This window comes from Sphingopyxis sp. BSN-002, from assembly GCF_022024275.1.
In the GTDB taxonomy this organism is placed as follows: Bacteria; Pseudomonadota; Alphaproteobacteria; order Sphingomonadales; family Sphingomonadaceae; genus Sphingopyxis.
Genome location: NZ_CP091804.1, coordinates 2,992,465 through 3,016,587 on the forward strand (window position 1 = coordinate 2,992,465; position 24,123 = coordinate 3,016,587).

Here is a 24,123-nt window from a genome sequence, read left to right on the forward strand (position 1 = left end):
CTTGCGGGAGGGGCTGGGGGTGGGCAGCGGCGTGGGAAAGGCCCACCCCGCTGCGACTAGCGAGCGGGCCCGCAAGTCTCGCTGCCCCTCCCGCAAGCGGGAGGGGAGGATCGAGTCACGCCGCCGCCGGCTCGACCGGATCGCCGTGCGGGGTCTTGCGCGCGACGATCAGGCACGCGGCGACGATCAGCACCGCGCCCGCGATCGTCGGCCAGGTGACGGGTTCGTTGTAGAAGACCCAGCCGAACAGCATCGCCCAGAGGAAGCCGGTATATTCGGTCGTCGCAAGAATCTGCGCCTCGGCACGAGCATAGGCCCAGCTCAGGAGCAGCAACGACAGCGTGGCGAGCACCGCCGCGCCGGTAATTGCGGGTGCGTGGTCGAGGCCGGGGAAAACGGCAAACCACGGCGCGCCGAAGGCGAGGAACAGGGTCACGAAGAAATTCTGGTAGAAGGCGATTTCCATCGGCTCGGCCATCTTCGCCTGCCGCCGCGCGAGGATCAGGTTATAGGCGTAAAAGACCGCCGACAGGAACACGGCGCCGACCGCCCACAAGGCCTCGGGCGCATAGTCGTTGCCGCCGAGCTTGCCCGCGACGATGACGATCACGCCGAGAAGCCCGAGCAGCGACGCTGCGATCGAGCGCGGCCCGATCGTCTCGCCGAGGAAGATCGCCGCCATGTAGAGCGTCATCAGCGGGGCGACGAAGGCGAGCGCGATCGCCTCCGCCATCGGCAGCCGCGCGAGCGCCCAGAAGAAGGTGATTGCCATCCCCGCGACGAACAATGCGCGCCACGCGTGGATCCGCATCGTGGCGCGATCGGGAAGCGCCGGGCGCGTCGCGAGATAGACGATGCCGCTGAGGATCGTCCCGGTCCCGGTCCGCCAGAGCACGGCGTTGTACGAGCCGAGATCGATCGACAGCTGTTTCATCAGCACGTCCATCGTCGAAAAGGTCGCGATCCCCGCGCAGGCGATCAGGAACGGGACGACGGGGGAGGGCGAATCGGGGCGCATTGCGGGGCTGTAGCGGAGGGGTTCGGACTTGCACATCCGGGGCGACCGGATGGTGTGATGAAGTGCTTCCGGTAGCGAGCAGATCACTCGTGGCGATGTATCAGGGCGACCTCGGGCGCCTGTGCATCCATGAAGAAATAGCTCCGGCCCAGTAAGGCCTGCTTTCCGAAATCGTCGAACTTGTTCGGCCCGAGCGGCGTAATCAGCACTTCCGAAGTCGCGAGGCCGTCGAGGTGATTCGCCTCGACTTCTGCCCAGTGAGCCTTCGCAATATCGCTGAGGACGACATTCGCCGCCGGGTGGTTGTACGAAACGAGGACGTTGCCGTCATCCATAGGCGTCGGATTCATATCGGGATGTGCGTTGAAAATCCTGTCGATCACTTGCAGTGCCGCCGTGCGGGCGGCCGCATCGTTGAGCCCTGATTCCAGAACTACGCATGTCCCATGGCGCAAGACGGCGAAGTCGCGCGTCCCGTTTGCATAATAGTTCATGCGGTCAATGATCCGGTTGAGCGGCTGATCGAAGGAGGGACGCCATTTGGGAACCGGTGGAAAGGCCGACTCCTCCTTTGCGTTCGTCTGTTTTGCGCCCATGCCGATCATAGCGGCGAGACCAGCAAGAATTGAGCGGCGCGCCATCACCGAAAGGTCGCCTGCCCTGCACCGTCGATGTTGAGCTTTTGCCCCGAGCAATAGGGGTTCGCGTCGCTGACGAACCACACGACCGCCGCTGCGACGTCGGCGGGGACGGCGACGCGGCCGAAAGGCATCTTGCTCGCGAGGTGATGGATGTCTTCATTGCCGGTAACCGCGCGCGAGAGCTTCTCGCCCATGTCGCTGACGGTGAGTGCCGGGGCGACGATGTTGACGCGGACGCCGTTTTTCAGCTCCTCCTTCGCGAGGGTGATCGCGAGCGCTTCGCCCGCCGCCTTCGCCATCGTGTAGGGGGCGCCGTTCGGCGAGTTGTGGTACGTCGCGATGCTCGAGATCACGATGATGTCGCTGCGTTCATGCTGGCGAAGCTGCGGCAGCGCGAGGCGCGACAGGCGGTGCGGGCCGGCGGCGTGGACCGCGAACAGCTTGTCGACTTCCTCGGGCGTGGTGTCGGCGACCGACAGCCCGCGGCTGGCGATGCCGGCATTGTTGACGAGGATCGACATGGGGCCGAAATCGGCCTCGACCGCGGCGACCATCGCGGCGCACGCGGCCTCGTCGGCGACCGACGCCTGATAGGCCTTTGCCTTGCGGCCGAGCGCCTCGATCGCGGCGACGGTCTCGGCGGCGGCGTCCTCGCCGCGGGTGTAGTTGACCGCGACGTCGGCGCCGGCTTCGGCGAGCCCGAGCGCGATGCCGCGGCCGATCCCGCGCGAGGCACCGGTGACGAGCGCGACGCGCCCCGCGAGATTCATATCGGCCATATCGCTCTCCCTAGTTCATCAGTTCGTTATAGATGTCGTCGTCGCTGCGGTTCGCGGCGTTGCGCCATTTGGGCGCCTTCTTGCGATTGAGGACATGGCCGTCGGCATCGAGGATCGCGACGGTCGGGGTGCCCTTGATCCTGAAACCGAAGCGTTTGGGTACTTCCGGGTGACGGCCCCGGCCTTCGATGTGCGGCATGCCGATATCGGCATAGACGATCGCGTAGCGCGCGCGGACGGGCGCGAAGCGATCGGTGCCGAGCAGGTTCGCGAGCCAGGCGCTGTCGTGGCAGCCGTTCGTCCCCATCACGAGCAGCACGGGTTTGCCCGACGCTTTCGCCGTGGCGAGCGCGGCGTCGATCGCCGCCATCGGGTCGACGGCGGGATCGAAGGCGGTGGTCCTGTAAGGCTCGGCGACGCCCGGCATCGTGCCCGGTTCGGTGGCCGCTACGGGCGCCAGCGGGAGCAGGGCGGTGGCTAGAAGGAGGCCGAGTTTGCGCGTCATGCGCTGACGATAGGTTTTGCATGACGTTTCCGTCAACGTCAGTTAGCTTCCCTTGCATGAGCTGGGAAAAAGAGATCGACGAACTCGGCCGACGCCGTGCGATGGCCGAGAAGATGGGCGGCGAAGAGAAGGTCGCGCGCCAGCACAGCCGCGGCAAGATGGATGCGCGGGCAAGGCTCGCGGGGATCGTCGATCCGGGCAGCTTTCGCGAGATCGGCAAGATCGCGGGGCGCGGCACCTATGGGGCCGATGGCGAGCTGGAGGATCTGGCCGCGAGCAATTTCATCTTCGGGCGCGCGAATATCGACGGGCGGCCGGTGGTCGCCAGCGCCGACGATTTCACCGTGCGCGGAGGTGCGGCCGATGCGGCGCTGCACCGCAAGTTCGTGCAGTGCGAGGCGATGGCGCATGAATATCGGCTGCCGCTGATCCGCATGATCGACGGCACCGGCGGCGGCGGGTCGGTGAAGACGCTGGAGGATATGGGCTATACCTATATTCCGCACGTCCCCGGCTGGGACCAGATCATCGCCAACCTCGACACGGTGCCGGTGGTCGCGCTCGCGCTCGGGCCAACCGCGGGGCTGGGTGCCGCGCGGGTGGTTGCGAGCCATTACAGCGTGATGGTACGCGGGCTGTCGCAGCTGTTCGCGGCGGGGCCGGCGGTCGCGGCGGCGATCGGCGACACGCTCGACCGTGAGGAACTGGGCGGGGTCGATGTCCATACGCGCAACGGCGTCGTCGACGACGAGGTCGGATCGGAGGCCGAGGCGTTCGCGGCGGCGCGGCGGTTCCTGTCGTACCTGCCGTCGTCGATCCACGACCGGGCGCAGCGCATAGCGTGCAGCGATCCGGTCGACCGGCGCGAGGAGGCTTTGCTGTCGGTCGTGCCGCGCGAGGCCAAACAGGTCTATTCGATGCGGCGCATCGCGAACGCGGTGTTCGATCAAGGCAGCTTTTTCGAGATGGGTGCGCGTTGGGGGCGGGCGGTGATCACCGCCTTTGCGCGGCTTGACGGCTATCCGGTCGCGGTGCTCGCGAGCGATCCGTCGTATCTCGGCGGATCGTGGGACGCGAAGACGAGCGAGAAGGCCGAGCGTTTCGTGAAGATGGCCGACCAGTTCCGCCTGCCGATCGTCCACCTTGTCGACAACCCCGGCTTCATGATCGGCGGCGAGGCCGAACGGACGGGGACGATCCGGTACGGGGTGCAGGCGATGAACGCGATCTACCGCGCGACGGTGCCGCTTGCCTCGGTCGTCGTGCGCCGCGCCTACGGGATCGCGGGGAGCGCGATGTCGAACGCCGAGCGCTTCCAGTACCGCTTCGCCTGGCCGTCGGGCGACTGGGGCAGCCTGCCGATCGAGGGCGGGGTCGAGGTCGCGTACAAGAGCGAGCTGGAGGCCGCGGAGGATCCGGCCGCACATCTGGAGGCGATCCGCGAGCGATTGAACCGCGTGCGCTCGCCGTTTCGGACGGCGGAGAAATACGGGGTCGAGGATATCATCGACCCGCGCGATACGCGGCCCTTGCTGTGCGAGTTTGCCGAACTGGCCTGGCGGGCACTCGCCTGATGGCGACCGCATCGGCCGGACGCCATCTCGGCATGGACTGGCTGCGCATCGGGGCGTTCGCGCTGCTGATCTTCTATCATGTCGGCATGTATTTCGTGCCGTGGGGCTGGCATGTGAAGATCGACCCGACGATCGACTGGGTCGCAATCCCGATGCTGGCGACGAACGGCTGGCGCCTGCCCTTGCTGTTCCTCGTCTCGGGCTATGCGAGCGCGGCGCTGACCGCCAAGCTCGGCGGAGCGGGGGCGTTTGCGCGGTCGCGGAGCGCGCGGCTGCTGATCCCGCTCGCCTTTGCGATCGTCTTCGTGGTGCCGCCGCAGCCGTGGATCGAGCTGATGGGGCAGCATGGCTATGCGCATGGCTTCCTCCATTTCTGGGTGCAGGATTATTTCCGCTTCGGCAAGCTCGACGGGATCGTGCTGCCGACGTGGCAGCATCTGTGGTTCGTCGTCTATCTGTGGGCCTATACGATGCTCGCGGCCTTCCTGCTCGCGGTGGTTCCGGGCGATGCGCGCGCAAAGATCGCCGACGGTGCGGCACGGCTGCTCGGCGGATGGGGATTGCTGATCGTCCCGATGCTGTGGTGGCTCGCCGTCTATGGCGCCTTTCCGGATCATGACGAGACGCATGCGCTGTTCGACGACGGGCCGTCGCATCTTCATTATCTCGCCGCGTTCGGGGTGGGCTGGCTGCTGCGCGTGCGGCCGGTGCTGTTCGGGGCGGTCGCGCGCTGCTGGACGGTCGCGGTCGTGCTCGCCGTGCTGGCATTCCTGCCCGTCGGATGGGTCGAATGGACCTGGCCGGGCGACACGCGCGCACCCGTGTGGGCGGTGACGATGTTCCATGTCGCGCGACAGATACAGGGCTGGGCGACGATCGTCGCGCTCGTCGGGATCGCCGACCGCTGGTGGAACCACGACCATCCGAAACGCGCGATGCTCGCCGAGGCGGTCTTTCCCTTCTACATCATTCACCAGACGATCATCGTCGTGGCCGGCTGGTACCTTCTGCAGGCGGGTGTCGCGGCGCTGCCCTCGTTCGTCATCCTCGTCGCAGTCACCGCACTCGGCTGCTGGCTTTTCTATGCGATCGGGCGCACCATCGGCTGGCTGCGGCCGCTGATCGGGCTGCAACGAAAATGAGGAGGCGGTCATGGGCGCAGTGAAGGGGCTTATGGCGATCGTCGGCGTCGCGGCGATCCTGATGGGCGGCTTGTGGATGCTGCAGGGGCTGGACATCGTGCACTGGCCCGCAAGCAGTTTCATGCTCGGCGATGCGGTGTGGACGCGCAACGGCGCGATTCTCGTGGCGGTCGGCGTCGTCCTGATCTGGTTCGCACGGAAAAAGTAGATCGACTACATTTGTAGTTGATCTGTATTACGTATGTGATACACATTGCCGATCCGGGGTTGGATTGGAGCTCAACAATGATTCGTTCTTCGCGTCTTTTACCCGGCCTGCTGATCGCGGCCGCGATGGTCGCGGCGCCCCTGATCGCGCCGCCGCCGGCCCTTGCCGCCGATGAGGCCAGCGGCGATGCCATCGCCGAAAAATATGCCGCGCTGCTCGAGCGCGACTATGTCTATCCCGAGACGGGCAAGCGTTATGCCGCGGCGCTGCGCGCGGGCATCAAGGCCGGACGCTACCGGACGCTGTCGGGCGAAGCGCTGGGCAGCGCGATCGACGCCGATGTGAATGCCGTCGCGGTCGATGGCCATCTGCGACTTCGCATTCCCGAGGGCGCGGTATCGGCCCCCGCCGGTCCCGGCTCCGCAGCGCCCGCCCCGCGCCCGGTCAAGCCGCCGGTCGAGCAGGGGGGCTGGATCGCGCCGGGGATCGCCTTCGTGCGCTTCAACGTCTTCCCGAACGATGCCGCAGTGACCGCCGAGGCGGCGAAGTTCATGGCCGACCATGCCGACGCGAAGGCGATCATCTTCGACATCCGCACGCACAATGGTGGCGGGCTGGAACAGATGGACGTCATCTTTCCATGGATCTTCGACAAGCCGACGCGGCTGGTGACGATGGCGACGCGCGCCTCGGTCGATGCCGAGGGCGGATCGCCGATCGACGGCATCGCCTCGATGCGGATGGTCAAGGGCGACGCCGGGATGGTGACGCGCGAGCATTGGGTGACGCCGAATGGCGACAAGCGACTGAAGGGGGCGAAAATCTATGTGCTCACCTCGGGCGCGAGCGCCTCTGCCGCCGAGCATTTTGCGCTGACCATGAAATCGACCGGGCGCGGCGTGCTGATCGGGGCGCCGACCGCAGGCGCCAATCACTTCGGGCGCGGCGAGGATATCGGGGGCGGATACGGCGCCTTCATTCCGGTCGGCCGCACTTATGACCCGAAGACCGGCAAGGACTGGGAAGGCGACGGCGTGCAGCCCGACATCGCCGTTGCACCCGCCGACGCGCTGGTGCGCGCGCTGACCGAACTGGGCGTCGCGCCCGCCGAGGCGAAGACGCTGTCCGACGCGTATATGCCGAAATGGCCGATGGAGCGGCGGAGGCCGCGCGCGGCGAAACCGTCAGGCGGCTGATCCCGCGAGGGCCGTGAGCGCGTCGCCGTCGACGCGCATCACGGTCCATTCGTCCATCAGCTTCGCGCCGAGGCTCTGATAGAAGCCGATCGACGGGGTGTTCCAGTCGAGCACCCACCATTCGAGGCGTGCGCAGTCGCGCTCGACGCAGAGTTTGGCGAGATGCGCGAGCAGTGCCTTGCCGAGCCCCGAGCCGCGCGCTTCAGGGCGGACGAACAGATCTTCGAGGTAGATGCCGGGGCGTCCCTCGAAGGTCGAGAAATTGTGGAAGAAGAGCGCGAAGCCCTGCGCCGCGCCATCGATCTCTCCGATCACGACCTCGGCATAGGGACGCGGGCCGAAGAGGTTCGCACCAAGCTTCGCCTCGTCGAAGCGGACTTCGTGCGCGAGCTTTTCATAGTCGGCGAGGTCGCGGATGAACTGCGCGATGAGCGGCAGGTCGGCAGGCGTTGCAGAGCGGATGGTCAGGGTCAATCGAGCTGTCCTTCGGGGCGGCGGGGATAGGTTTTTTCGGCCTTGGCTTTTGCGACGATCGACGTCGCGGCAGCCTGCGCCGCGACGTCGAGTCCGGAGCCGTCGCGCAGCGCGGGATTTATCCCGACGAGTGCTGCTCTCGCCGCTTCGGCCGCTTCGCCGGCGGCTGCGACGGCGGCATTTGTGGCCGGATCCGCATCTTCGACGTCGATCGTGTCGAGCGGGGCGTAGACGGTCCACCCCTTGCCCGTGTCTTGCGGATGGCTGCGACGATACCGCGCGTGATAGCAGACGATTTCGGTGTCGCTGGCGTCGCTTGCAAGCAGGTCGCGCGCCTTGTCGCCGAACCGCGCGCATTCGCGCCTGTAGGCGGCATCGTCGGTCGCGAGCTTTTCGATTCGCGCGCCTTGCCGCGCCTTTTCGCGATTGCTGCACGCGAGATAGAGCGCGACGTCGGTTTCGTCGTCGCCGACGCCTGCGCATCGCACGTCGAGCGCGGCGCCATCTTCGAGCAGCTTTTCCACGGCGCGATCGGTGCGGTCGCGGCTTGCCGACTGGCAGGCAAGACTTACCCGGGCGTCGCGATCGGGATAGTCATGTTCGCCGTCGCCGCCGCACAATATGGCATAGGCATCCTCGTCGGCGGCGAGCATCTGGCCGAGCCGCGATTCGACCAATATGTCATAGCTGACGCAGGCAAAGCGGAGCGCCCCGTCGCGTTTATTTTCGGGGGTCGCCTCACAGCGCGTGGCGGTGACCTGACCCTGCATCGCCATCGCACGTCCCTCCGCTTCGTCGCGGTCGCTCTTCGCGAAGTCGCACGCCTGCGCCAGCCCGGCGCTGCGCCGGTCTTCGGGCGTGGCGGCGCACAGCCGGTCGCGTTCGGCCGGATTCTCGCCGACGCGCATCGCCTCCTCGAAGGCGGCCTCCTCCGCATCGGCGGCCGCCTTGCGCCGGGCGCAGGCGGCCTCGGTCTTTGTCGTGCGCTGGTCGTAGGGGGGATATTGCACGGCGCCCGAGCATTTGTCGTTTGCCATGCGCCGGTCGAGCAGCCCGACCGGGTAACGGTCGTCGTCGCCGGCGACGATGACGGCACGCATCGGTCCTCCGGCAGGTTCGGGCGCGAACATGTCATCGGGGCTGGCGATGCCGGGGATGGGGCCGTCCGCCTCGATCCTGTCGAGCAGCGCGAGCGCCGCGTCGAACCGGCCGAGTTCGCGCAGCGCGTTGACGACGTAGAAAAGATTCGCGCGCTTCGCCGCCGGGGGTTCGTCCATCGCCTCGACCAGCGCCGCGGCATCGGCCGCGAACGCCGCGACGCGGCGCTGGCGCAGGGCGGGATCGGTCGTTGCCCAGCTCGACCGCTGGAGGAGGTGGAAGCGCATCGAAGCCGGCCGGCCCAGCTGCGTCGCGAGCCAATAGGCCTGCGCGTAGCGATTGTCGGAGGCGAGCGCCCGATACGCCGGATCGGCGATAAGCGCCGGAAGGCGCGCACGCTCCGCCGCATCATAGTCGCCATAGATCATCCGGTCGCTTGCGTTCGCCTGCATCGCCGCGAAGTCGGGAAGGATGACAAGGCCGTTCTCCGGGCAGCGCGGTATCTGCACATCCATCAGCGGATCGCCGAGCCAGCTACCGTCGGGAAGCGTGATCAGCGCGAAAGCCGAATAGCCGACCTCCTGGGTGAATCGCTGGCCGCCGAGCGGGCAGGTGAAGTCGCGCCTGTCGATCGGTTCGGGCTCGCGCGCGGCGGAAGGCGCAATCGGCGCCGCCGCGATCAGGAGAAGCAGGATCAGGCGGAAAAGGCGCATCATTGGCTCGTCCTGTCGTGCGCGGCTGCCGCTGTCAAACGGGCTTTCGCCGGCGGCCGGCCAGCATCGCGATGCGGATCGGAATCCTCAGGCCCCGGTTTGTGCCCCGCGGAAGCGATTGTAGGCGACGAACAGGGCCGCACCCACCGACGAGGCCATCAGACCGACGACGAGCGAGTCGAAGATCATCAGCGCCCAGATGATGGCGTCCTGTTCGCCCATCGCCCAATAATGGTTCCTGCTGTGAAGCCATGCGAGCGGTGCGAAGCCCAGCGGTGCGAGCAGCGCGAGCAACAGGACCCAGGGCCAGCTTTTTGTCACGAGCGTCTTCGCGGGGAGCGCCCGATCGCCGAACAGGCCCGCGAGCATCACGAACAGGAAGGGAAGCGACAGCAGGGTAAAGACGATCGTGGCGGCCACCGGCGGTTCCTCGCCGAACATTCGAAAGAGCTTGCCGCCCGACCCGACCACCATGAACAGGAGGAAGCCGACGACCAGCCGCCCCCATGCGATCTGCCGGATGTCGTACCAGCGCCCTCCGTGCGTCCGGCACCACCAGAAGCGCGCCGAGGCGATGAAGGCGAGCGCGAGGCCGGTGAGCTTCACATAGCCGAAGCCCATGCGCAGCGGGTCGTTGGCGACGGTGCGACCATATTCGAGGCTGTCGAACATGCCGATGTGGATTTCGGCGATATGCTGGAGGAATTCGGGGATGACCACGAGCGCGACGACGAGCGGGCCGATCCGGAAGAGGTCGATGCTGCGCGCCAGATATTCGCCGACCGCGGAAAAGAGGGTGCGGAAAACGGCCGCAATGCGCGCCGGCAAGTTTTGCGGGTTTCCGCTCGTCATGCACTCCTCCCCCTATTGCCAGCCTAATTGCTAGTCAAAACAGGGGCTTCCGGCCAGCGGGAAATAGGAAAACGGGCCGCGATGTCAGGACTTGTTGTCACCGATCCGGATGATCTTTCCGACTTCGAGTTCGTCGATGCGAAGCTTGCGGATGCGTGCCTTGCCGATGCGGAGATGCCCGATGGCGAGGGCCCCGACGGCAAGTGCACCGAGTGCTGCGGCGCCGAGGATCATCATGCCGGCGGCGGCCGACCCGGTCGCCGCGGCGCCGGTCGCCACCGCGCCGGTGGCTTCGCTCTCGCGCCTGACGGGCGGAAGGGCGGTCCCGGTCTTCACGCCGCCTTGCCGTGGAGCGTGTCCATGCTCACCGCGCTGCCGGCGTCGATCTCGGCCGCCTTGGCTTCGACCAGCCTGACGATGTGCTGGATCATGTCGGAATCCTCGACATGATGGTCGGTGACGCCGGATAGATAGACCATGTGCTTGCCGTTGCCGCCGCCGGTGATGCCGATGTCGGTTTCGCGCGCCTCGCCGGGGCCGTTGACGACACAGCCGAGGACCGAGAGCGACATCGGGGTCTTGATGTGGCTCAGCGCATCTTCGAGCGCCTGGACGGTGCGGATGACGTCGAAGCCCTGCCGCGCGCAGCTGGGACAGGAGACGACGCGGACGCCGCGGGTGCGGAGGCCGAGGGTCTTGAGGATTTCGTAGCCGACGCGGACTTCCTCTTCGGGTTCGGCCGACAGGCTGACGCGGATCGTGTCGCCAACGCCGCCCCAGAGGAGATTGCCGATGCCGAGCGCCGATTTGACGGTGCCGCCGATCAGGCCGCCGGCCTCGGTGATGCCGAGGTGGAGCGGGCAGTCGACGGCGTCGGCGAGCTGCATATAGGCCGCGACCGCGAGAAAGACGTCGCTCGCCTTCACCGCGACCTTATATTCGTAGAAGTCGTGGTCCTGCAGCAGCTTGATATGGTCGAGCGCGCTTTCGACGAGCGCCTCGGGGCAGGGTTCGCCATATTTCTCCAGCAGGTCCTTCTCGAGGCTGCCCGCGTTGACCCCGATGCGGATCGCGCAGCCGTTCGCCTTCGCGGCGCGGACGACCTCGCCGACCCGCTCTGACGAACCGATGTTGCCGGGGTTGATGCGCAGGCACGCCGCACCGGCGTCGGCGGCTTCCAATGCTCGCTTATAGTGAAAGTGGATGTCGGCGATGATCGGGATGCGCGCGGCACGGACGATCTTGCCGAGCGCCGCGGTCGAATCGGTGTCAGGGCACGAGACGCGGATCAGATCGGCGCCGGCCTCTTCGCAGCGGCGGATCTGGTCGATCGTCGCGACCGCGTCACTCGTCAGCGTGTTCGTCATCGTCTGAACCGTGATCGGGGCGCCGCCGCCGACGGGAACGTTGCCGACCATGATCTGGCGGCTGGTGCGCCGTGCGATGTCGCGCCAGGGGCGCAGGCCGGGATTGTGATCGCTCATGAATATGGCTCGTCAGCAGGGGGGATATGCGCCGCTCTTTAGCTGTCCGCGCGGCGCTTGGCAAAGCGCAAGCGCATGGGCCACAGCTGTTGCGCGAAAGACACAGTTGTTCGCGGAATCGGCTTTCCGCGCAATTTTCCGTTTGTGCGTTGCAGCAATATCCGCAATCAAGTCTCCGTTCGTCGTCACAGGCCCGCGATAGAGGTATGGACGCGCACGGCAGGTGGGACGATCCGTTCCGATAAGATAGGGGATCACCCATGAAGTTTCTCACCAAAGCCTGCTACGGCATGCTGCTCGCCGCGTCGGCCCTGTCGACCCCCGCTTTCGCCCAGGAAGAAGAAGCCGAAGCCAGCGGCCCGTTCACGCTGTCGGGCGGCGTTTCGGTCGTCTCCGACTATCGCTTCCGCGGCATTTCGCTGTCGAACGAGAAGGTCGAGGTTCAGCCGACGATCACGCTGACCCACGAAAGCGGCTTCTATGTCGGCGCATGGGGCTCGACGCTTCCCGACAGCCCGCTCTACGGCAAGTTCGAGCTCGACCTCTATGGCGGCTATGCAACCGAGATCGCACCCGGCACCACCGTCGACGTCGGCGTCACGCTCTATGCCTATCCCGATCACCAGCAGGGCGCCGGCCCGGCGAACTATGTCGAAATCATCGGCAAGCTGTCGCACGACATCGGTCCGGTGTCGGCAACCGGCACCGTCGCTTACGCCCCCGACCAGAATTCGCTGGGCAGCGACGACAATATCTATCTGAACCTCGGCCTCGGCTATGCGATTCCGGACTCGCCGGTCACGCTGACCTCGTCGATCGGCTATACCGACGGCTCGCTCGGTGCGCTGGCCCCGGGTGGCAATTATCTCGACTGGTCGCTCGGCGCCTCGTTCGCCGCGGGTCCGGCAACGCTGTCGGTCCAGTATATCGATACCGACATCAAGAAGACGGGCATCAAGGCCGTCGACACGCTTTTCGATCCGACCGTGGTCTTTACGCTCGGCGTTTCTTTCTGATCGCCTGAGCTGGTCAGCGACCACGCGCTCGAGGGGGCGGCTTCTGGGGGGGAAGCCGTCCCCTTTTTCGTGTGCGACGGATTCCTGCGCCGCGAGGCTCCGAACCGCTTCGCCGCAACCCGGCTTGACGATCGTCGATGAACCGTGCAGTTTCATCGACGAGTTGAATAGTTGGAGCTGACCCCCCATGCCTCAAAACTCTCAAGCCTCTCAATCCCCCGACAAGCCTTCGCTTCCTCCCGGCCCTCCGCCGCGCAGCGGCGAGCGCAGCCCCGGCGTCAAGCTGGTGATCGCGGTGCTGATCGCGGTCGCGCTGATGGTGCCCCTCCTGATGGTCTATGGCCTGCTCTGGGATCGCCAGCAGCAGGCCGAGACGGCGCAAGCCTCGATCGGGCAGGGCTGGGGCGGCCAGCAGACGATCGGCGGTCCGGTGATCGTCATCCCCTATCGGTCGACCGAAACGACGACGGTGCAGGAGAATGGCCGCGACGTGACGCGGACCGCGACCTTCATCCGCAACCTCTATCTCTCGCCGCAGGCGAACAAGGCCGACGTCACGATCCGGCCCGAGAAGCGGCGCAAGGCGATCTATGAGACCGTCGTCTATGAAAGCCAGATTTCGGGAAGCGCCGATTTCGTGCTCCCTGCGGATATCGCCCGCTATGGCGTGACGCGCGAGGCGCTGATGCTCGACCGCGCCGAAGTGCGTCTGGGCATCAGCGACGCGCGCGGGCTCGTCGACGGCAACAGCCTGTCGGTGAACGGCACGCCGGTGGCGCTGCAGCCGGGCAAGGGGCTCGCCTCGACCGGCAATTCGGGCACATTCGCCTTCGTCGACTGGACCGGCGCGGCGCCGCTGAAGATCGATTACAGGATCGGCGTGCGGGGTCTCGGCGATTTCAAGCTGATCCCGCGCGGGGTCGATACGCGCTGGACGGTCAAGTCGAGCTGGCCGAACCCGAGCTTCGGCGGCGACTTCCTGCCGGCGAAACGCAGCGTGACGGGCAGCGGCTTTACCGCGACCTATGCGATCCCGAACCTCGCGCTCGGACAGGCGCAGGTGCTGACCGGCGACCTGTCGCCGCCGGTGCAGACCAACTACGCCAACGGTACGCGCTACGCCGATCCGGTGGCGGTCGAGGTTTCGGCGGCGGCGGACAATGCCGGCGCCGAAAGTTCGGGCGGCACCGCGAAGGCGGTCGCGATAAGCCTCGTCGAACCGGTCGATCTCTACAGCCAGGTCGACCGCAGCATCAAATACGGCTTCCTGTTCATCGGCTTCACCTTCGTCGCCTTCCTGATGTTCGACATCATCGCGGGCGCAAGGGTCGCGGCGGCGGAATATCTGCTGACCGGGGTGGCGCTGGTGCTGTTCTTCGTGCTGCTGCTGGCGTTTGCGGAGGTGATCGGCTTCACGCCGGCCTATATGCTCGCATCGGCGGGCATCATCGGGCTGCTGACCTTCTATAGCGCGGCGGTGCTGAAGAGCTGGAAGCGCGCGCGCTTCCTCGCGGCGATGCTGATCGGGCTTTACGCCTTGCTCTATGTGCTGCTCAACCTCGAGGCCTACTCGCTGCTGATCGGGTCGGTGCTGATGTTCTTCGCGCTCGCGGGCGTGATGTATATGACGCGCAACATCGACTGGGGCGGGCTCGGCAAGAAGGAAGGGGCTGTTGCGGCCTGATCCACGGCCCCCGGCGAAAGCCGGGGGCTCTTTCAAGCGAAAGGAGACCTATGGGCAGGAGCTTGTTGTGGTTTCTGGCGGGTGCCATTTGCGCGTCGGCAATACTCTGCGTGGTCTTTGACAGGCGGAAGGCCGAGCTTGAAGACAGGATATTGCTGACGACCTACCGCGAAGACCCGTTCGAAACAAAAGCGCTGGAGCTGGGTGCCAGGGAGAACGGGATCAGCGTCGCGAAACAACGCGGGACGCGCATCCCGGTATCCTTCTCGCTGAATGGCCAGCGATGCGTCAGCCTTGAGCCCAAGGGCGGCGTGCTGGGCGCAAATATGGTCTATTGTTTCAGCGAGACGGACGGATCGCTGCTCGCAAGCGACGTCAGCGGCGAATAGGGCGATTACCGCCAGCGCAGATTGTGGGGACCGAGATCCGCAAGGGTTTTGGCCCCCATCAATTTCATCCCGCGTTCGATCTCGGCGCGGAGCAGCCCGACGGCGCGGCTGACGCCGTCCTCGCCCGCCGCGGCGAGCGCGTAGAGATAGAGGCGCCCGCCCGAACAGGCCTTGGCGCCGACCGACAGCGCCTTCAGCACATGCGTGCCGCGCGTGATGCCGCCGTCGCAGATCACCTCGATCCTGTCGCCGACCGCATCGACGATCTCGGCGAGCGCATCGAAAGGCGAGATGCTGCCGTCGAGCTGGCGCCCGCCGTGGTTTGACACCATGATCGCGGTCGCGCCGATGTCGACCGCGCGCTTCGCATCCTCGACCGCGGCGATGCCCTTCAGGCAGAAGGGACCGTCCCATTGCTTGCGGATCGCCTCGGCGCGTTTCCAGTCGAGGCTCTGGTCGAGCATCGAGGTGAAATATTCGGCGACCGACTTGGGCACGCTCGATCCCTCGGACACATGCGTCGCGAGGTTCGGCAGGCTGAACTTTTCGCGAAGGACATAGTTCAGGCCCCAGCCGGGCTTGATCGCATAGCTCAGCATGTTGCGCGCCGTGAAACGCGGCGGCGAGGTGAAGCCCGAGCGCAGGCAGCGTTCGCGATTGCCGCCGACGATCGTGTCGACGGTCAGCGCGACCGCGTCGAACTTCGCGTCGCGCGCGGCGTCGAGCATCGCCTTGTTGAGCCCCTCGTCGTGGTGGACATAGAGCTGGAAGAGCTTGGGGCCGTCGGTCAGCGCGCCCGCCTCGGCGAGGCCGATCGTCGCGAGGCTGGAGATGCCGGCGACGGTGCCGGCGTTCGCCGCCGCGCGGAGCACGGCGCGCTCGCCCTGCCAGTGGAACAGGCGCTGGAGCGCGGTCGGCGAGAGGAAAAGCGGCATCGCCATCTCGCGCCCGAACAGCGTCGTCTTCATGTCGATGCTCTCGACCCCGGCCAGCACGCGGGGGACGAGGTCGCAGCGGTCGAAGGCGTCGCGGTTGCGGCGGCGCGTGACCTCGTCGTCGGCGGCGCCGTCGATATAGTCGAACACCGGCCAGGGCAGGCGGCGCTTCGCAAGCGCGCGGAAGTCGTCGATATTATGGCAATCGGTCAGGCGCACCCCGGTCCCCCGTCGTAAGCTAGAATACTGTCCGCGCCGCGACCGCACCCTTGGTGGCGTAGCTGAAGCGCGGTTCGACCGGCAGCATCGGGTCGAGGATATGCGCGGCGACGCGCTTGCCGACCGCGGGTCCGTTCTTGAACCCGTGTCCCGACCCGCCGCCGACCAGCCAGATGCGGTCCTGTCCGGGCAGCCGGTCGATCAGATAGTCGCCGTTCGAACTGTTCTCATACTGGCAGACGCGCGCGCCGATGAGCGGGGCGTCGGTCAGGCCGGGAAAGCGCTGCGCGATATAGGCGCGCGCCTCGGCGATACCCGCCGGGGTCGGGGCGCGGTCCTGCGTATCGGGGTCGACGACCGGGCCATGGACGTCGATCGCGATCTTGAACCCGGCGCCTTCGAGGTCGGGGATGCCATAGACGATGCGCCCGTTGTTGAAGTCGGCCCAGACCGGAAGCTCGGCGGGGGTGAAGCGCGTGTCGCCCTGCGGCGCGCCGAAATGATAGACTTCCTGCCGCGTCGCGACGATCTTGCCGCCGAGCTGCTGCGGGAAGAGCTCGGCGAGCCACGGGCCGGCGCAATAGACGAGATGGTCGGCAGTGCCGCCGTCGGGCAGTGTATGCGTCTTGATCTTCTTCGCGATCAGCGGCGCGGGCATGACGACGCGCTCGACCTCGATCTGCGCGTCGGCGATCACTTCCTGCACCCCGCGCCCGGCGATCAGCGCGCCGCTGTCCTTTTCGAGGATGCCGGTCTCGCCCTGATAGAACTGGATCTGGCGCCAGTTCTTCTGGAGCCAGTTCACGTCGCCGTGATCGTGATCGATGCGGTTCGCCTTGAACCAGTCGAGCGACTGCTGCGTATAGGTGTCGCCCTGCGGCGCAAACCACAGCACGCCGGTGTTGTGGAAGATCGGCATGCTCGCGGTGTCCGAAAGATCTTTCCAGTACTGGAGCGAGTCCTTCGCCATGTCCGAATAGATGGTGTCCGCGCCATATCCCATGCGGATGACGCGGCTTTCGCCCCCCGACGAGGCACGCCAGTGGCCCGCGCCATAGGCGTCGAACAGCCGGACCGACTTGCCGGCGCGGAGCAGGTGCCACGCGGTCCACGCGCCGAAGACGCCCGCGCCGATGATCGCGACGTCGACGTGCTGGACCTTCGGACGCGCCGGCTTGCGCTTCTTCGACTTGCGTTCGGCCGCGACGGCTGCGGTCGTCATCGGAAGCGACGCGAGACCGGTCAGGACGGCGCGGCGTGACGGTGTGTCACCGGCCAACGGTCCCGCCCTCGCTCTTCTTGTAATAGCGATAGCCGCCGATCCAGGTTTCGAGCGGGGTCATCTTGCGGATCTCGTCGGGGCTCGCGAGCAACGGATCCGATTCCAGCATCACGAAATCGGCGCGCATCCCGGGCATCAGCGTGCCGAGCCGGTCTTCGGCAAAGGCGGCATAAGCTGCGGTGCGGGTGAAACCGTCGAGCGCGCTTTCACGGCTCACCGTTTCCTCGGGATGCCAGCCGCCGACCGGCTGGCCCGCGGCGTCGGTGCGCGAGATCGCGGCGGCGATACCGGGAAAGGGGTTCGCGCTCTCGACCGGAACGTCCGACCCGAAAGCGAGGCGGACGCCGGCCTTCTCCATGCTGCGCCACGCATAGGCGCCCTTGAGCCGGTCGGGCCCGAGCCGCGCTTCGGCCATCAGCCGGTCGCTCGTCTGGTGGGTTGGCTGCATCGACGCGATGACCTTCAACTGGGCGAAGCGCGGGATGTCCACGGGATCGACGATCTGCGCATGTTCGATGCGCCAGCGGCGCTCGCCGGGAAGGTCGCGGCTGAGATCGTCGATCGCGTCGAGCGCCTCCGCATTGGCAGCATCGCCGATCGCGTGGATCGCGACCTGGAACTTGTCCATCGACGCGCGGACCATCTTGTTGCGGAGCTGCGCGGGCGTCAGGAGCGGCAGGCCCTTCTGTCCGGGGGCGTCGCTGTAGGGTGCCTTCAGCCATGCGCCGCGCGACCCGAGCGCACCGTCGAGATAGAGCTTCACCCCGACCATGCGCAGCTTGTCGTCATAGAGCCACGGGGTCGGTTCGCTGCCCGCGATCAGCGCCATATTGTCGATGTCGCCGCCATAGGAAAGGATACGGATCGCGAGCTGCTTCTTGTCGCCGGCGCGGCGGTATGCCTGCCATTCGGCGATCGAGGTGCCCATGTCGGCGATGCTGGTGATCCCCTGCGACATCAGCTTCTGCTGCGCGAGCAGAAAGGCGCGGTCGAGGTCGCGGGCGAGCGGCTTGGGCTTGGCGCCGTCGATCAGGCTCATCGCGGCGTCGACGAAGACGCCGCTGGGCTTGCCGCCCGCCATTTCGATACGGCCGCCGTCGGGCGCCTTGGTGGTCGGGGTTACCTTGGCGGCGGTCATCGCCGCGCTATTCGCCCAGCCGGCGTGACCGTCGACGCGTTCAAGCCACACCGCGCGGCCCGGCACGACCGCGTCGAGATCGGCGGCGGTCGGGAAGCGGCCGAGGCCCCATTTTTCCTGATTCCAGCCGAAGCCGATGATCCACGGCATTTCGGGATTCTCGTCGGCGTATTTCCTGATTGCGGCCTGTGCCTCGGCGAGGCTGGTCGTGCCGCTGAGATCAAGCAGCATCAGCTGAAAGCCAAGCCCCATGATATGGCCGTGCGCGTCGATCAGGCCGGGGATCAGCGTGCGGCCCTTGCCGTCTTCCTTGAAGTCGGGACGCTCGGGGCGCTTGTCCTTGCGGTCGAGCAGCTGTTTGACCTTGCCCTGGCTGTCGATGAGCATGCCCGTGAAGCGGACGACCTTGCCGTCCTTGTCGAGGGTGATGCCGTTGACATTGTCGACGAGCGTGTCGGCGTGCGCGGGCGTGGCGATCAGCAGCGCGAGCGAGGCGAGGGCGAGGCGCTTCACTTCTTCAGCCTCGTCACGAGCGAGCTGGTGTCGCGGCGGCCGTTGCCGAGCTTCTGCACATCGGCGTAGAACTGGTCGACGAGGCTGGCGACGGGCAAAGTCGCGCCGTTGACGCGCGCCTCCTCGATCGCGAGGCCCAGATCCTTGCGCATCCAGTCGACCGCGAAACCGAAATCGAATTCGTCCTTCGCCATCGTGCCCCAGCGGTTGAGCATCTGCCAGCTTGCCGCGGCGCCGCCCGAGACCGCCTCGAACACCTTGTCGGTGTCGAGCCGCGAGGCTTGCGCGAAACGGAGTGCTTCGGAGAGGCCCTGCAGCACGCCGGCGATCGCGATCTGGTTGACCATCTTTGTCGTCTGCCCCGCGCCGGGGCCGCCGATATGAACCATGCGCGCCGAATAGGCCTTCATCACCGGCTCGGCGGCGGCGAAGGCGGCCTTGGTGCCGCCGCACATCGCCGAGAGCGTACCATTCTGCGCGCCCGCCTCGCCGCCCGAGACGGGGGCGTCGACGCAAAGCAGGCCGAGCCCGTCGGCCTCGACCGACAGCTGGCGTGCGATGCGCGCCGAAACGGTGGTGTGATCGATAAACAGCGCGCCCTTCTTCATCGCCCGGAACGCTCCGTCGCGGCCGAGCGTCACCTGTGCAAGGTCGTCGTCGTTGCCGACGCAGGTCAGGACGACGTCGGCGTCCGCCGCAGCCTCGGCCGGGGTCGATGCCGCCACGCCGCCATAAAGCGCAACCCACGCATCGGCCTTCGCCCGGGTGCGGTTATAGACGGTGAGGCTGTGGCCCGCTTTCGCGAGGTGCCCCGCCATCGGACCGCCCATGACGCCGGTTCCGATGAAGCTGATGCGCAATGTTTGTTCGCTCATGCCGGAGGTCATAACCATGGTTTGCGCGGCGCGCCAGATAGGCTAGTGGCCCTATCGCTATGACTGATCAACTCACCCTGACCTCCGCCGCCGGCCTTCCGGCGATCACATTGGACGATGTGCGCGCGGCGGCCGGACGAATTGACGGCGCGGTCGTCCGGACGCCGACGCTGCATTCGCAGACGCTGTCGGAGCTGGTCGGCGCCGAGGTGTGGCTGAAGTTCGAGAATCTGCAGTTCACTGCGGCTTACAAGGAACGCGGCGCGCTCAACGCCTTGCTGCTGCTCAGCGACGAGGCAAAGGCGCGCGGCGCGATCGCCGCGTCGGCAGGCAATCATGCGCAGGGCCTCGCCTATCATGGCAAGCGGCTCGGTGTGCCGGTGACCATCGTGATGCCGAAGACGACGCCGCAGGTGAAGGTGTCGCAAACCGCGAGCCACGGTGCGACGATCGTGCTCCATGGCGAGACGTTCGACGATGCCTATGCGCATGCGCGCGAGCTGGAGGTCGAACGGGGCCTCACTTTCGTGCACCCCTTCGACCATCCGCATGTCGCGGCGGGGCAGGGGACGGTCGCGCTCGAAATGCTCGAGGACGTGCCCGAACTCGACACGCTGATCGTGCCGATCGGCGGCGGCGGGCTGCTCGCGGGCATGGGCACCGCGGCGCGCGGGATCAAGAACGACATGCGCCTCGTCGGCGTGCAGGCCGAGCTCTATCCGTCGATGTACGCCGAACTCAACGGTGTCGACATGGCATGCGAGGGCGACACGCTGGCCGAGGGCATCGCGGTGAAGGAGCCGGGTAGCTACACCCGCAAGCTCGTCGCCGAGCTGAACGACGATATCGTGCTGGTGGCCGAGCGCCATCTGGAGCGCGCGGTCAGCCTGTTGCTGCAGATCGAAAAGACCGTGGTCGAGGGTGCGGGCGCTGCCGGGCTCGCAGCGATGCTGGCGCATCCCGAGGAGTTCCGCGGCCGCAAGGTCGGGCTGGTGCTCACTGGCGGCAATATCGACACGCGCCTGCTCGCGAACGTGCTGCTGCGCGACCTCGCGCGGTCGGGGCGCATCGCACGCCTGCGCATCCGCCTGCAGGATCGGCCGGGCGCGCTGTTCAAGGTGATGAAGCTGTTCGACGAGAAGCAGGTGAACATCATCGAAATCTATCACCAGCGCATCTTCACGACGCTGCCCGCCAAGGGGCTGATCACCGACATAGAGTGCGAAGCGCGCGACCGCGAGCATCTCGACAGCCTCGTCGTTTCGCTCCGCGAGGCGGGCTATATGGTGACCACCGTCGAGCTCGCATGAGGGAGTTCACGCTCGAGTTCGTCGCGACGCCCGAGAGCATCGACGAGCTTGGCCATGTCAACAATGCCGTCTGGGTCCAGTGGATCCAGCAGGTTGCGACCGGACATTGGGATGCCGCCGCGCCGCAGAGCCACAAGGATGCCTATATCTGGGTCGTCGTGCGGCACGAGATCGACTATCTGCGCGCGCTCGGCCCCGGGGAGACGGTGACCGCGCGGACGTGGGTCGCCGACAAGCCGCAGGGCGCGAAGTTCGACCGTTTCATGGAATTCACCGGCGCCGACGGAAAGGTGCATGTCCGGGCACGAACGGTATGGGCGCTGCTCGACAAGGCGAGCGGACGGCCGCTGCGTGTGACCGACGCGATCGTCGCTCCCTTTGCGGAATGAGGATCCGGCCCGCCACGCAAGGTGACGCGGCCGCAGTCTGGGCGATCCTCGAACCCGTGATCCGCGCCGGCGAAACCTATACGCTGGACCGCGACATGCGCGAGGCGGACGCGCTCGGGTACTGGTTCGGGGCCGACAAGGAGACTTTCGTCGCCGAAGATGAAGATGCCATCCTCGGTACCTATTATCTTCGCGCCAATCAGGCAGGCGGCGGCCGGCATGTCTGCAACGCGGGCTATATGACCGGCGCAACGGCGACCGGGCGCGGGGTAGCCCGCGCGATGTGTCTCCATTCGATCGGCCACGCGAAGGCGCGGGGGTTTCGCGCGATGCAGTTCAACTTCGTGGTGAGCAGCAATGTCCGGGCCGTCGGGCTGTGGCAGTCGCTCGGGTTCGAGATCGTCGGACGGCTGCCGGGCGCGTTTGCGCATCCGGCGCTCGGCGACGTCGATGCGCTGGTGATGTTCCGGATGCTCTGATTCAGTCGCCGATACGCTCGCGCAGAGGCTTGCTGGCGAGCGCGTCCAGTGTTTTCAATATTGCGCCATGCACGTCGCCAACCTCTTCGAAGAGGCTGCGGTACACGCCGCTGATCCGCTCGCTATAGGCGGCGATGCGGGCGAGCTGATCGCGGCCAGCGTCGGTCAGCCGGAAAATCTTGCGCCGCGCGTCGACGGGATCGGAATGCTGGGTGACGAGGCCGAGGCGGAGCAGCGCGGGGCATTTCTGGACGACCAGCTGGTGCGACTGGCCGAGCGTTCGCGCGAGCTCGGCCGCCGAGGCCTCACCCGCCTGACCGATCGCGGTGAGCAGCGAACAGGATTTGACCGGCACGACGATACCGGCAGCGTCGAACAGCGGGCGCGTCTGCTCTTCGATCCGCGTGCTCAGCGCTTCGCTCAGCCGGCCGAGGAAAGAGATGTCGTCCAGCGCATTCGGGAGGTCAGTCGAGGCGGGCATAGTCGGTCGTCGTTCCGTCGCGGTTGATGCGTTGCAATGCGGTGACCTTGCCCGCTTTGCGCAGCGCGCGAAAGCGGAAGTCGCGCACGCCCTCGATCGCGAACAGGTCGCCGCCGAGCGGTTCGAGCTGCAGGCGGAAGCGCTCGCGCCATGTGTAAAGCAGCTTGCCGTCGACGATGTCGATGCGCCGGCCTTCGTAGCGGCCGACAATGGCCTTGAGGTCTGCCGGCGTGGCTTTGGCGGGCACAGCGAGCGTCGGGGCAAACCAGTCGGCATCGTCCTTCTTAGCGGGGTCGGCCTTTGCGATATCGGCCAAGGCCAGACGATGCGCGACGGCGAGCGCATCCGCGGAGGCCACGGCATGGTCCGGCGTGACGCCCTGTCCTTCGAAGTCGGTACGATCGACGGGGTCCTTGATCTGGCCGATCGGCACCTGGACGAAGAAATCATGGCCGACGGGCTTGCGGTCGACGGGGTGCGCACCGCCCGCCGTGCGCTCGCCGACGAGCGTCGCGCGGCCAAGCTTGTGGAGCGAGTAAGAGAACCATTCGGCAGCGGAGAAGCTTGTCGATCCGGTCAGGATGTAAACGGGCTTTCCGGTCAGCCGCTTCGCGGGCAGCGCGGGCAGCACCCACTGGCCGCGCTCGACGCGTTTGCCGTCGTCGCTGTAATAATAGTCGAACAGCTCCTGATCCTTGTCGCCGCGGAAGAGCTGGCTCGCGAGCAATTGCGCCATCTCGAGCGCGCCGCCGTTGTTGTAACGCATATCGTAGATCACGGCGTCGCTGTTCTCGATAAAGCGCATCGCGGCTGCAGCGGCATCATAGCCGATCTCGGGATCGGCGAAGTGCGACAGGCCGACATAGGCGACATTGCCGTCGAGGATGCGCAGATCGGTGAAGCCGAAATTCTCGCGCTGTTCGGCCTGGCGTTCCTTGGCCTGCAGGCCGGCGGCAAGCGCGGGGTCGCGCTTTGCGGCATAATCGGCGACGAAGCCGGGATCGACGCCGACGAAGAAATGGAGGTCGCCCGACGCCGCGATCAGGTCGCGGGTCAACTCGTCCGCGAGCGCTGCCTTGTCCTTGGCGTCGTCATAATCGCCCTTGTCGAGATGCGCGCGCAGCGTTGCGGATATGGTCTTCGCCTTGTCGGGGAAGACATAGTTCGCCTCGAGCGTGCGGCCGAGATCCTCGACCACGGCGCGGCGATCGATGGAGGAGAGCGGCGCTTCGCTCGCCATTGCCGCTGAGCACAGCAGCGCCGTCATGCCGACAAGAAGCGAACCCCATTTCCTCGAACGCACCATCGGCCTTTGCCTCCAGACTCAGTTATACAATATATTGCGCAATATATTGTATAACTGAGTCTGGCAAGCCCGGTGATGGGCGGGTGCCTTCGGATCAACGCGATACGAGGTAGATGCGGCTCTTCGGCAGCCAGCCGTTTGCGCAGGTCGAGGCGGCGCGGCCGTCGAGGCCGTTCCCGCCGGCGCGGCAAGAATAGCGGCCATCCTTGTAATGCACCCAGAACCAGCCGCGGTTCTCGCCGCAGATATAGACCGCCGAGCCGGGTTTCAGTCGGCCGACCTTGCGGGCGCCAATGCTGGGCGAGCGATAGACCGGAACCTTCGGGTCGCGCGGGCCGCCCATGACGATCGCATAGGGGCAATTGGCCGCCACGGTGGGTGCGGGGCTTTGCGCCATCATTGCCAGAACGGCGCTCATCATCA

26 protein-coding genes are annotated in these 24,123 nt (G+C 66.5%); 10 read left to right on the forward strand and 16 right to left on the reverse strand.

Annotated elements, in window-relative coordinates; all coding sequences use genetic code 11:
• Window positions 1-115: 115 nt before the first annotated feature.
• The 4 genes from L7H23_RS14875 to L7H23_RS14890 form a co-directional block, all read right to left on the reverse strand.
• Complete coding sequence (locus L7H23_RS14875) at window positions 116-1,018, reverse strand: DMT family transporter (protein ID WP_237836648.1); 903 nt, start codon at window positions 1,016-1,018, stop codon at window positions 116-118.
• Between the two features lie 83 nt (window positions 1,019-1,101).
• Complete coding sequence (locus L7H23_RS14880) at window positions 1,102-1,662, reverse strand: hypothetical protein (RefSeq protein ID WP_237836649.1); 561 nt, start codon at window positions 1,660-1,662, stop codon at window positions 1,102-1,104.
• Window positions 1,659-2,438, reverse strand: a complete 780-nt coding sequence (locus tag L7H23_RS14885) for an SDR family oxidoreductase (RefSeq protein ID WP_237836650.1) — start codon at window positions 2,436-2,438, stop codon at window positions 1,659-1,661. The genes L7H23_RS14880 and L7H23_RS14885 overlap by 4 nt, the downstream gene beginning before the upstream one ends.
• A gap of 10 nt (window positions 2,439-2,448) precedes the next feature.
• A complete protein-coding gene (locus tag L7H23_RS14890; RefSeq protein ID WP_237836651.1) occupies window positions 2,449-2,943 on the reverse strand; it encodes a thioredoxin family protein in 495 nt (164 codons plus the stop codon).
• A gap of 56 nt (window positions 2,944-2,999) precedes the next feature.
• Here L7H23_RS14890 and L7H23_RS14895 point away from each other — a divergent pair, with 56 nt between their 5' ends.
• From L7H23_RS14895 to L7H23_RS14910, 4 genes are all read left to right on the forward strand, one after another.
• Entirely contained in the window at window positions 3,000-4,517 is a 1,518-nt protein-coding gene (locus tag L7H23_RS14895; RefSeq protein ID WP_237836652.1) for a carboxyl transferase domain-containing protein, read from the forward strand.
• The gene (locus L7H23_RS14900; protein WP_237836653.1) at window positions 4,517-5,659 is read left to right on the forward strand and encodes an acyltransferase family protein; all 1,143 of its coding nucleotides are present in this window, start codon (window positions 4,517-4,519) and stop codon (window positions 5,657-5,659) included. The genes L7H23_RS14895 and L7H23_RS14900 overlap by 1 nt, the downstream gene beginning before the upstream one ends.
• 10 nt (window positions 5,660-5,669) lie before the next feature.
• Window positions 5,670-5,867 (forward strand): hypothetical protein, encoded by a 198-nt coding sequence (locus tag L7H23_RS14905; RefSeq protein ID WP_237836654.1) that lies wholly within the window; start codon window positions 5,670-5,672, stop codon window positions 5,865-5,867.
• A 77-nt stretch (window positions 5,868-5,944) separates the two neighbouring features.
• Window positions 5,945-7,063: a S41 family peptidase gene (locus L7H23_RS14910; RefSeq protein WP_237836655.1), complete on the forward strand. Its 1,119-nt coding sequence runs from the start codon at window positions 5,945-5,947 to the stop codon at window positions 7,061-7,063.
• Here L7H23_RS14910 and L7H23_RS14915 read toward each other — a convergent pair.
• The 5 genes from L7H23_RS14915 to ispG all read right to left on the reverse strand — a co-directional run bounded on the left by L7H23_RS14915 (window position 7,052) and on the right by ispG (window position 11,684).
• Entirely contained in the window at window positions 7,052-7,537 is a 486-nt protein-coding gene (locus tag L7H23_RS14915) for a GNAT family N-acetyltransferase (RefSeq protein ID WP_237836656.1), read from the reverse strand. The two genes, L7H23_RS14910 and L7H23_RS14915, sit on opposite strands and share 12 nt — an antisense overlap.
• Window positions 7,534-9,351, reverse strand: a complete 1,818-nt coding sequence (locus tag L7H23_RS14920) for a hypothetical protein (protein ID WP_237836657.1) — start codon at window positions 9,349-9,351, stop codon at window positions 7,534-7,536. The genes L7H23_RS14915 and L7H23_RS14920 overlap by 4 nt, the downstream gene beginning before the upstream one ends.
• 84 nt (window positions 9,352-9,435) lie before the next feature.
• On the reverse strand, window positions 9,436-10,200 hold the full coding sequence (locus L7H23_RS14925) for a hypothetical protein (RefSeq protein ID WP_237836658.1): 765 nt from the start codon (window positions 10,198-10,200) through the stop codon (window positions 9,436-9,438).
• Window positions 10,201-10,284: 84 nt separating this feature from the next.
• On the reverse strand, window positions 10,285-10,536 hold the full coding sequence (locus L7H23_RS14930) for a hypothetical protein (RefSeq protein WP_237836659.1): 252 nt from the start codon (window positions 10,534-10,536) through the stop codon (window positions 10,285-10,287).
• A complete protein-coding gene (gene ispG, locus L7H23_RS14935; RefSeq protein ID WP_237836660.1) occupies window positions 10,533-11,684 on the reverse strand; it encodes a flavodoxin-dependent (E)-4-hydroxy-3-methylbut-2-enyl-diphosphate synthase in 1,152 nt (383 codons plus the stop codon). Before ispG ends, L7H23_RS14930 begins: the two co-directional genes overlap by 4 nt.
• A gap of 260 nt (window positions 11,685-11,944) precedes the next feature.
• On the opposite strand from ispG, the gene L7H23_RS14940 reads away from it, so the two are divergent.
• The 3 genes from L7H23_RS14940 (at window position 11,945) to L7H23_RS14950 (ending at window position 14,773) form a co-directional block, all read left to right on the forward strand.
• Window positions 11,945-12,700: a TorF family putative porin gene (locus tag L7H23_RS14940; protein WP_237836661.1), complete on the forward strand. Its 756-nt coding sequence runs from the start codon at window positions 11,945-11,947 to the stop codon at window positions 12,698-12,700.
• A 187-nt stretch (window positions 12,701-12,887) separates the two neighbouring features.
• A complete protein-coding gene (gene creD / locus L7H23_RS14945; RefSeq protein ID WP_237836662.1) occupies window positions 12,888-14,384 on the forward strand; it encodes a cell envelope integrity protein CreD in 1,497 nt (498 codons plus the stop codon).
• Window positions 14,385-14,434: 50 nt separating this feature from the next.
• The gene (locus tag L7H23_RS14950) at window positions 14,435-14,773 is read left to right on the forward strand and encodes a hypothetical protein (protein WP_237836663.1); all 339 of its coding nucleotides are present in this window, start codon (window positions 14,435-14,437) and stop codon (window positions 14,771-14,773) included.
• 5 nt (window positions 14,774-14,778) lie between these two features.
• Here L7H23_RS14950 and L7H23_RS14955 read toward each other — a convergent pair whose 3' ends face one another.
• The 4 genes from L7H23_RS14955 to L7H23_RS14970 are packed head-to-tail and all read right to left on the reverse strand — an operon-like array spanning window position 14,779 to window position 19,735.
• The gene (locus L7H23_RS14955) at window positions 14,779-15,927 is read right to left on the reverse strand and encodes an alpha-hydroxy acid oxidase (RefSeq protein WP_237836664.1); all 1,149 of its coding nucleotides are present in this window, start codon (window positions 15,925-15,927) and stop codon (window positions 14,779-14,781) included.
• Between the two features lie 19 nt (window positions 15,928-15,946).
• Window positions 15,947-17,206: an FAD-dependent oxidoreductase gene (locus tag L7H23_RS14960; protein ID WP_237836665.1), complete on the reverse strand. Its 1,260-nt coding sequence runs from the start codon at window positions 17,204-17,206 to the stop codon at window positions 15,947-15,949.
• Window positions 17,196-18,860 (reverse strand): amidohydrolase, encoded by a 1,665-nt coding sequence (locus tag L7H23_RS14965; protein WP_237836666.1) that lies wholly within the window; start codon window positions 18,858-18,860, stop codon window positions 17,196-17,198. The genes L7H23_RS14960 and L7H23_RS14965 overlap by 11 nt, the downstream gene beginning before the upstream one ends.
• Window positions 18,857-19,735 (reverse strand): NAD(P)-dependent oxidoreductase, encoded by an 879-nt coding sequence (locus L7H23_RS14970; protein ID WP_237836667.1) that lies wholly within the window; start codon window positions 19,733-19,735, stop codon window positions 18,857-18,859. Before L7H23_RS14970 ends, L7H23_RS14965 begins: the two co-directional genes overlap by 4 nt.
• A 59-nt stretch (window positions 19,736-19,794) precedes the next feature.
• Here L7H23_RS14970 and L7H23_RS14975 point away from each other — a divergent pair, with 59 nt between their 5' ends.
• The 3 genes from L7H23_RS14975 to L7H23_RS14985 are packed head-to-tail and all read left to right on the forward strand — an operon-like array spanning window position 19,795 to window position 21,913.
• The gene (locus tag L7H23_RS14975) at window positions 19,795-21,045 is read left to right on the forward strand and encodes a threonine ammonia-lyase (RefSeq protein ID WP_237836668.1); all 1,251 of its coding nucleotides are present in this window, start codon (window positions 19,795-19,797) and stop codon (window positions 21,043-21,045) included.
• Window positions 21,042-21,434, forward strand: a complete 393-nt coding sequence (locus L7H23_RS14980) for an acyl-CoA thioesterase (protein WP_237836669.1) — start codon at window positions 21,042-21,044, stop codon at window positions 21,432-21,434. Before L7H23_RS14975 ends, L7H23_RS14980 begins: the two co-directional genes overlap by 4 nt.
• Entirely contained in the window at window positions 21,431-21,913 is a 483-nt protein-coding gene (locus L7H23_RS14985; protein WP_237836670.1) for a GNAT family N-acetyltransferase, read from the forward strand. The genes L7H23_RS14980 and L7H23_RS14985 overlap by 4 nt, the downstream gene beginning before the upstream one ends.
• A 1-nt stretch (window position 21,914) precedes the next feature.
• Here the strand turns inward: L7H23_RS14985 and L7H23_RS14990 are convergent, their stop codons facing one another.
• The 3 genes from L7H23_RS14990 to L7H23_RS15000 all read right to left on the reverse strand — a co-directional run bounded on the left by L7H23_RS14990 (window position 21,915) and on the right by L7H23_RS15000 (window position 24,121).
• On the reverse strand, window positions 21,915-22,394 hold the full coding sequence (locus L7H23_RS14990) for a MarR family winged helix-turn-helix transcriptional regulator (protein WP_237836671.1): 480 nt from the start codon (window positions 22,392-22,394) through the stop codon (window positions 21,915-21,917).
• Window positions 22,378-23,700, reverse strand: a complete 1,323-nt coding sequence (locus L7H23_RS14995; RefSeq protein WP_237836672.1) for a S41 family peptidase — start codon at window positions 23,698-23,700, stop codon at window positions 22,378-22,380. The genes L7H23_RS14990 and L7H23_RS14995 overlap by 17 nt, the downstream gene beginning before the upstream one ends.
• 94 nt (window positions 23,701-23,794) lie before the next feature.
• Window positions 23,795-24,121 (reverse strand): hypothetical protein, encoded by a 327-nt coding sequence (locus L7H23_RS15000; RefSeq protein ID WP_237836673.1) that lies wholly within the window; start codon window positions 24,119-24,121, stop codon window positions 23,795-23,797.
• Between the last annotated feature and the right edge of the window lie 2 nt (window positions 24,122-24,123).

What these genes read in the sequence shown, in the direction of transcription:
- L7H23_RS15000 (WP_237836673.1), bottom strand. Translation starts at nt 24,121, where the DNA reads ATGATGAGCGCCGTTCTGGCAATGATGGCGCAAAGCCCCGCACCCACC.
- L7H23_RS14985 (WP_237836670.1), top strand. Translation starts at nt 21,431, where the DNA reads ATGAGGATCCGGCCCGCCACGCAAGGTGACGCGGCCGCAGTCTGGGCG.
- L7H23_RS14905 (WP_237836654.1), top strand. Translation starts at nt 5,670, where the DNA reads ATGGGCGCAGTGAAGGGGCTTATGGCGATCGTCGGCGTCGCGGCGATC.
- L7H23_RS14925 (WP_237836658.1), bottom strand. Translation starts at nt 10,200, where the DNA reads ATGACGAGCGGAAACCCGCAAAACTTGCCGGCGCGCATTGCGGCCGTT.
- L7H23_RS14890 (WP_237836651.1), bottom strand. Translation starts at nt 2,943, where the DNA reads ATGACGCGCAAACTCGGCCTCCTTCTAGCCACCGCCCTGCTCCCGCTG.
- ispG (WP_237836660.1), bottom strand. Translation starts at nt 11,684, where the DNA reads ATGAGCGATCACAATCCCGGCCTGCGCCCCTGGCGCGACATCGCACGG.
- L7H23_RS14975 (WP_237836668.1), top strand. Translation starts at nt 19,795, where the DNA reads ATGACTGATCAACTCACCCTGACCTCCGCCGCCGGCCTTCCGGCGATC.
- L7H23_RS14995 (WP_237836672.1), bottom strand. Translation starts at nt 23,700, where the DNA reads ATGGTGCGTTCGAGGAAATGGGGTTCGCTTCTTGTCGGCATGACGGCG.
- L7H23_RS14990 (WP_237836671.1), bottom strand. Translation starts at nt 22,394, where the DNA reads ATGCCCGCCTCGACTGACCTCCCGAATGCGCTGGACGACATCTCTTTC.
- L7H23_RS14895 (WP_237836652.1), top strand. Translation starts at nt 3,000, where the DNA reads ATGAGCTGGGAAAAAGAGATCGACGAACTCGGCCGACGCCGTGCGATG.
- L7H23_RS14940 (WP_237836661.1), top strand. Translation starts at nt 11,945, where the DNA reads ATGAAGTTTCTCACCAAAGCCTGCTACGGCATGCTGCTCGCCGCGTCG.
- L7H23_RS14920 (WP_237836657.1), bottom strand. Translation starts at nt 9,351, where the DNA reads ATGATGCGCCTTTTCCGCCTGATCCTGCTTCTCCTGATCGCGGCGGCG.
- L7H23_RS14980 (WP_237836669.1), top strand. Translation starts at nt 21,042, where the DNA reads ATGAGGGAGTTCACGCTCGAGTTCGTCGCGACGCCCGAGAGCATCGAC.
- L7H23_RS14875 (WP_237836648.1), bottom strand. Translation starts at nt 1,018, where the DNA reads ATGCGCCCCGATTCGCCCTCCCCCGTCGTCCCGTTCCTGATCGCCTGC.
- L7H23_RS14970 (WP_237836667.1), bottom strand. Translation starts at nt 19,735, where the DNA reads ATGAGCGAACAAACATTGCGCATCAGCTTCATCGGAACCGGCGTCATG.
- L7H23_RS14885 (WP_237836650.1), bottom strand. Translation starts at nt 2,438, where the DNA reads ATGGCCGATATGAATCTCGCGGGGCGCGTCGCGCTCGTCACCGGTGCC.
- L7H23_RS14950 (WP_237836663.1), top strand. Translation starts at nt 14,435, where the DNA reads ATGGGCAGGAGCTTGTTGTGGTTTCTGGCGGGTGCCATTTGCGCGTCG.
- L7H23_RS14900 (WP_237836653.1), top strand. Translation starts at nt 4,517, where the DNA reads ATGGCGACCGCATCGGCCGGACGCCATCTCGGCATGGACTGGCTGCGC.
- creD (WP_237836662.1), top strand. Translation starts at nt 12,888, where the DNA reads ATGCCTCAAAACTCTCAAGCCTCTCAATCCCCCGACAAGCCTTCGCTT.
- L7H23_RS14910 (WP_237836655.1), top strand. Translation starts at nt 5,945, where the DNA reads ATGATTCGTTCTTCGCGTCTTTTACCCGGCCTGCTGATCGCGGCCGCG.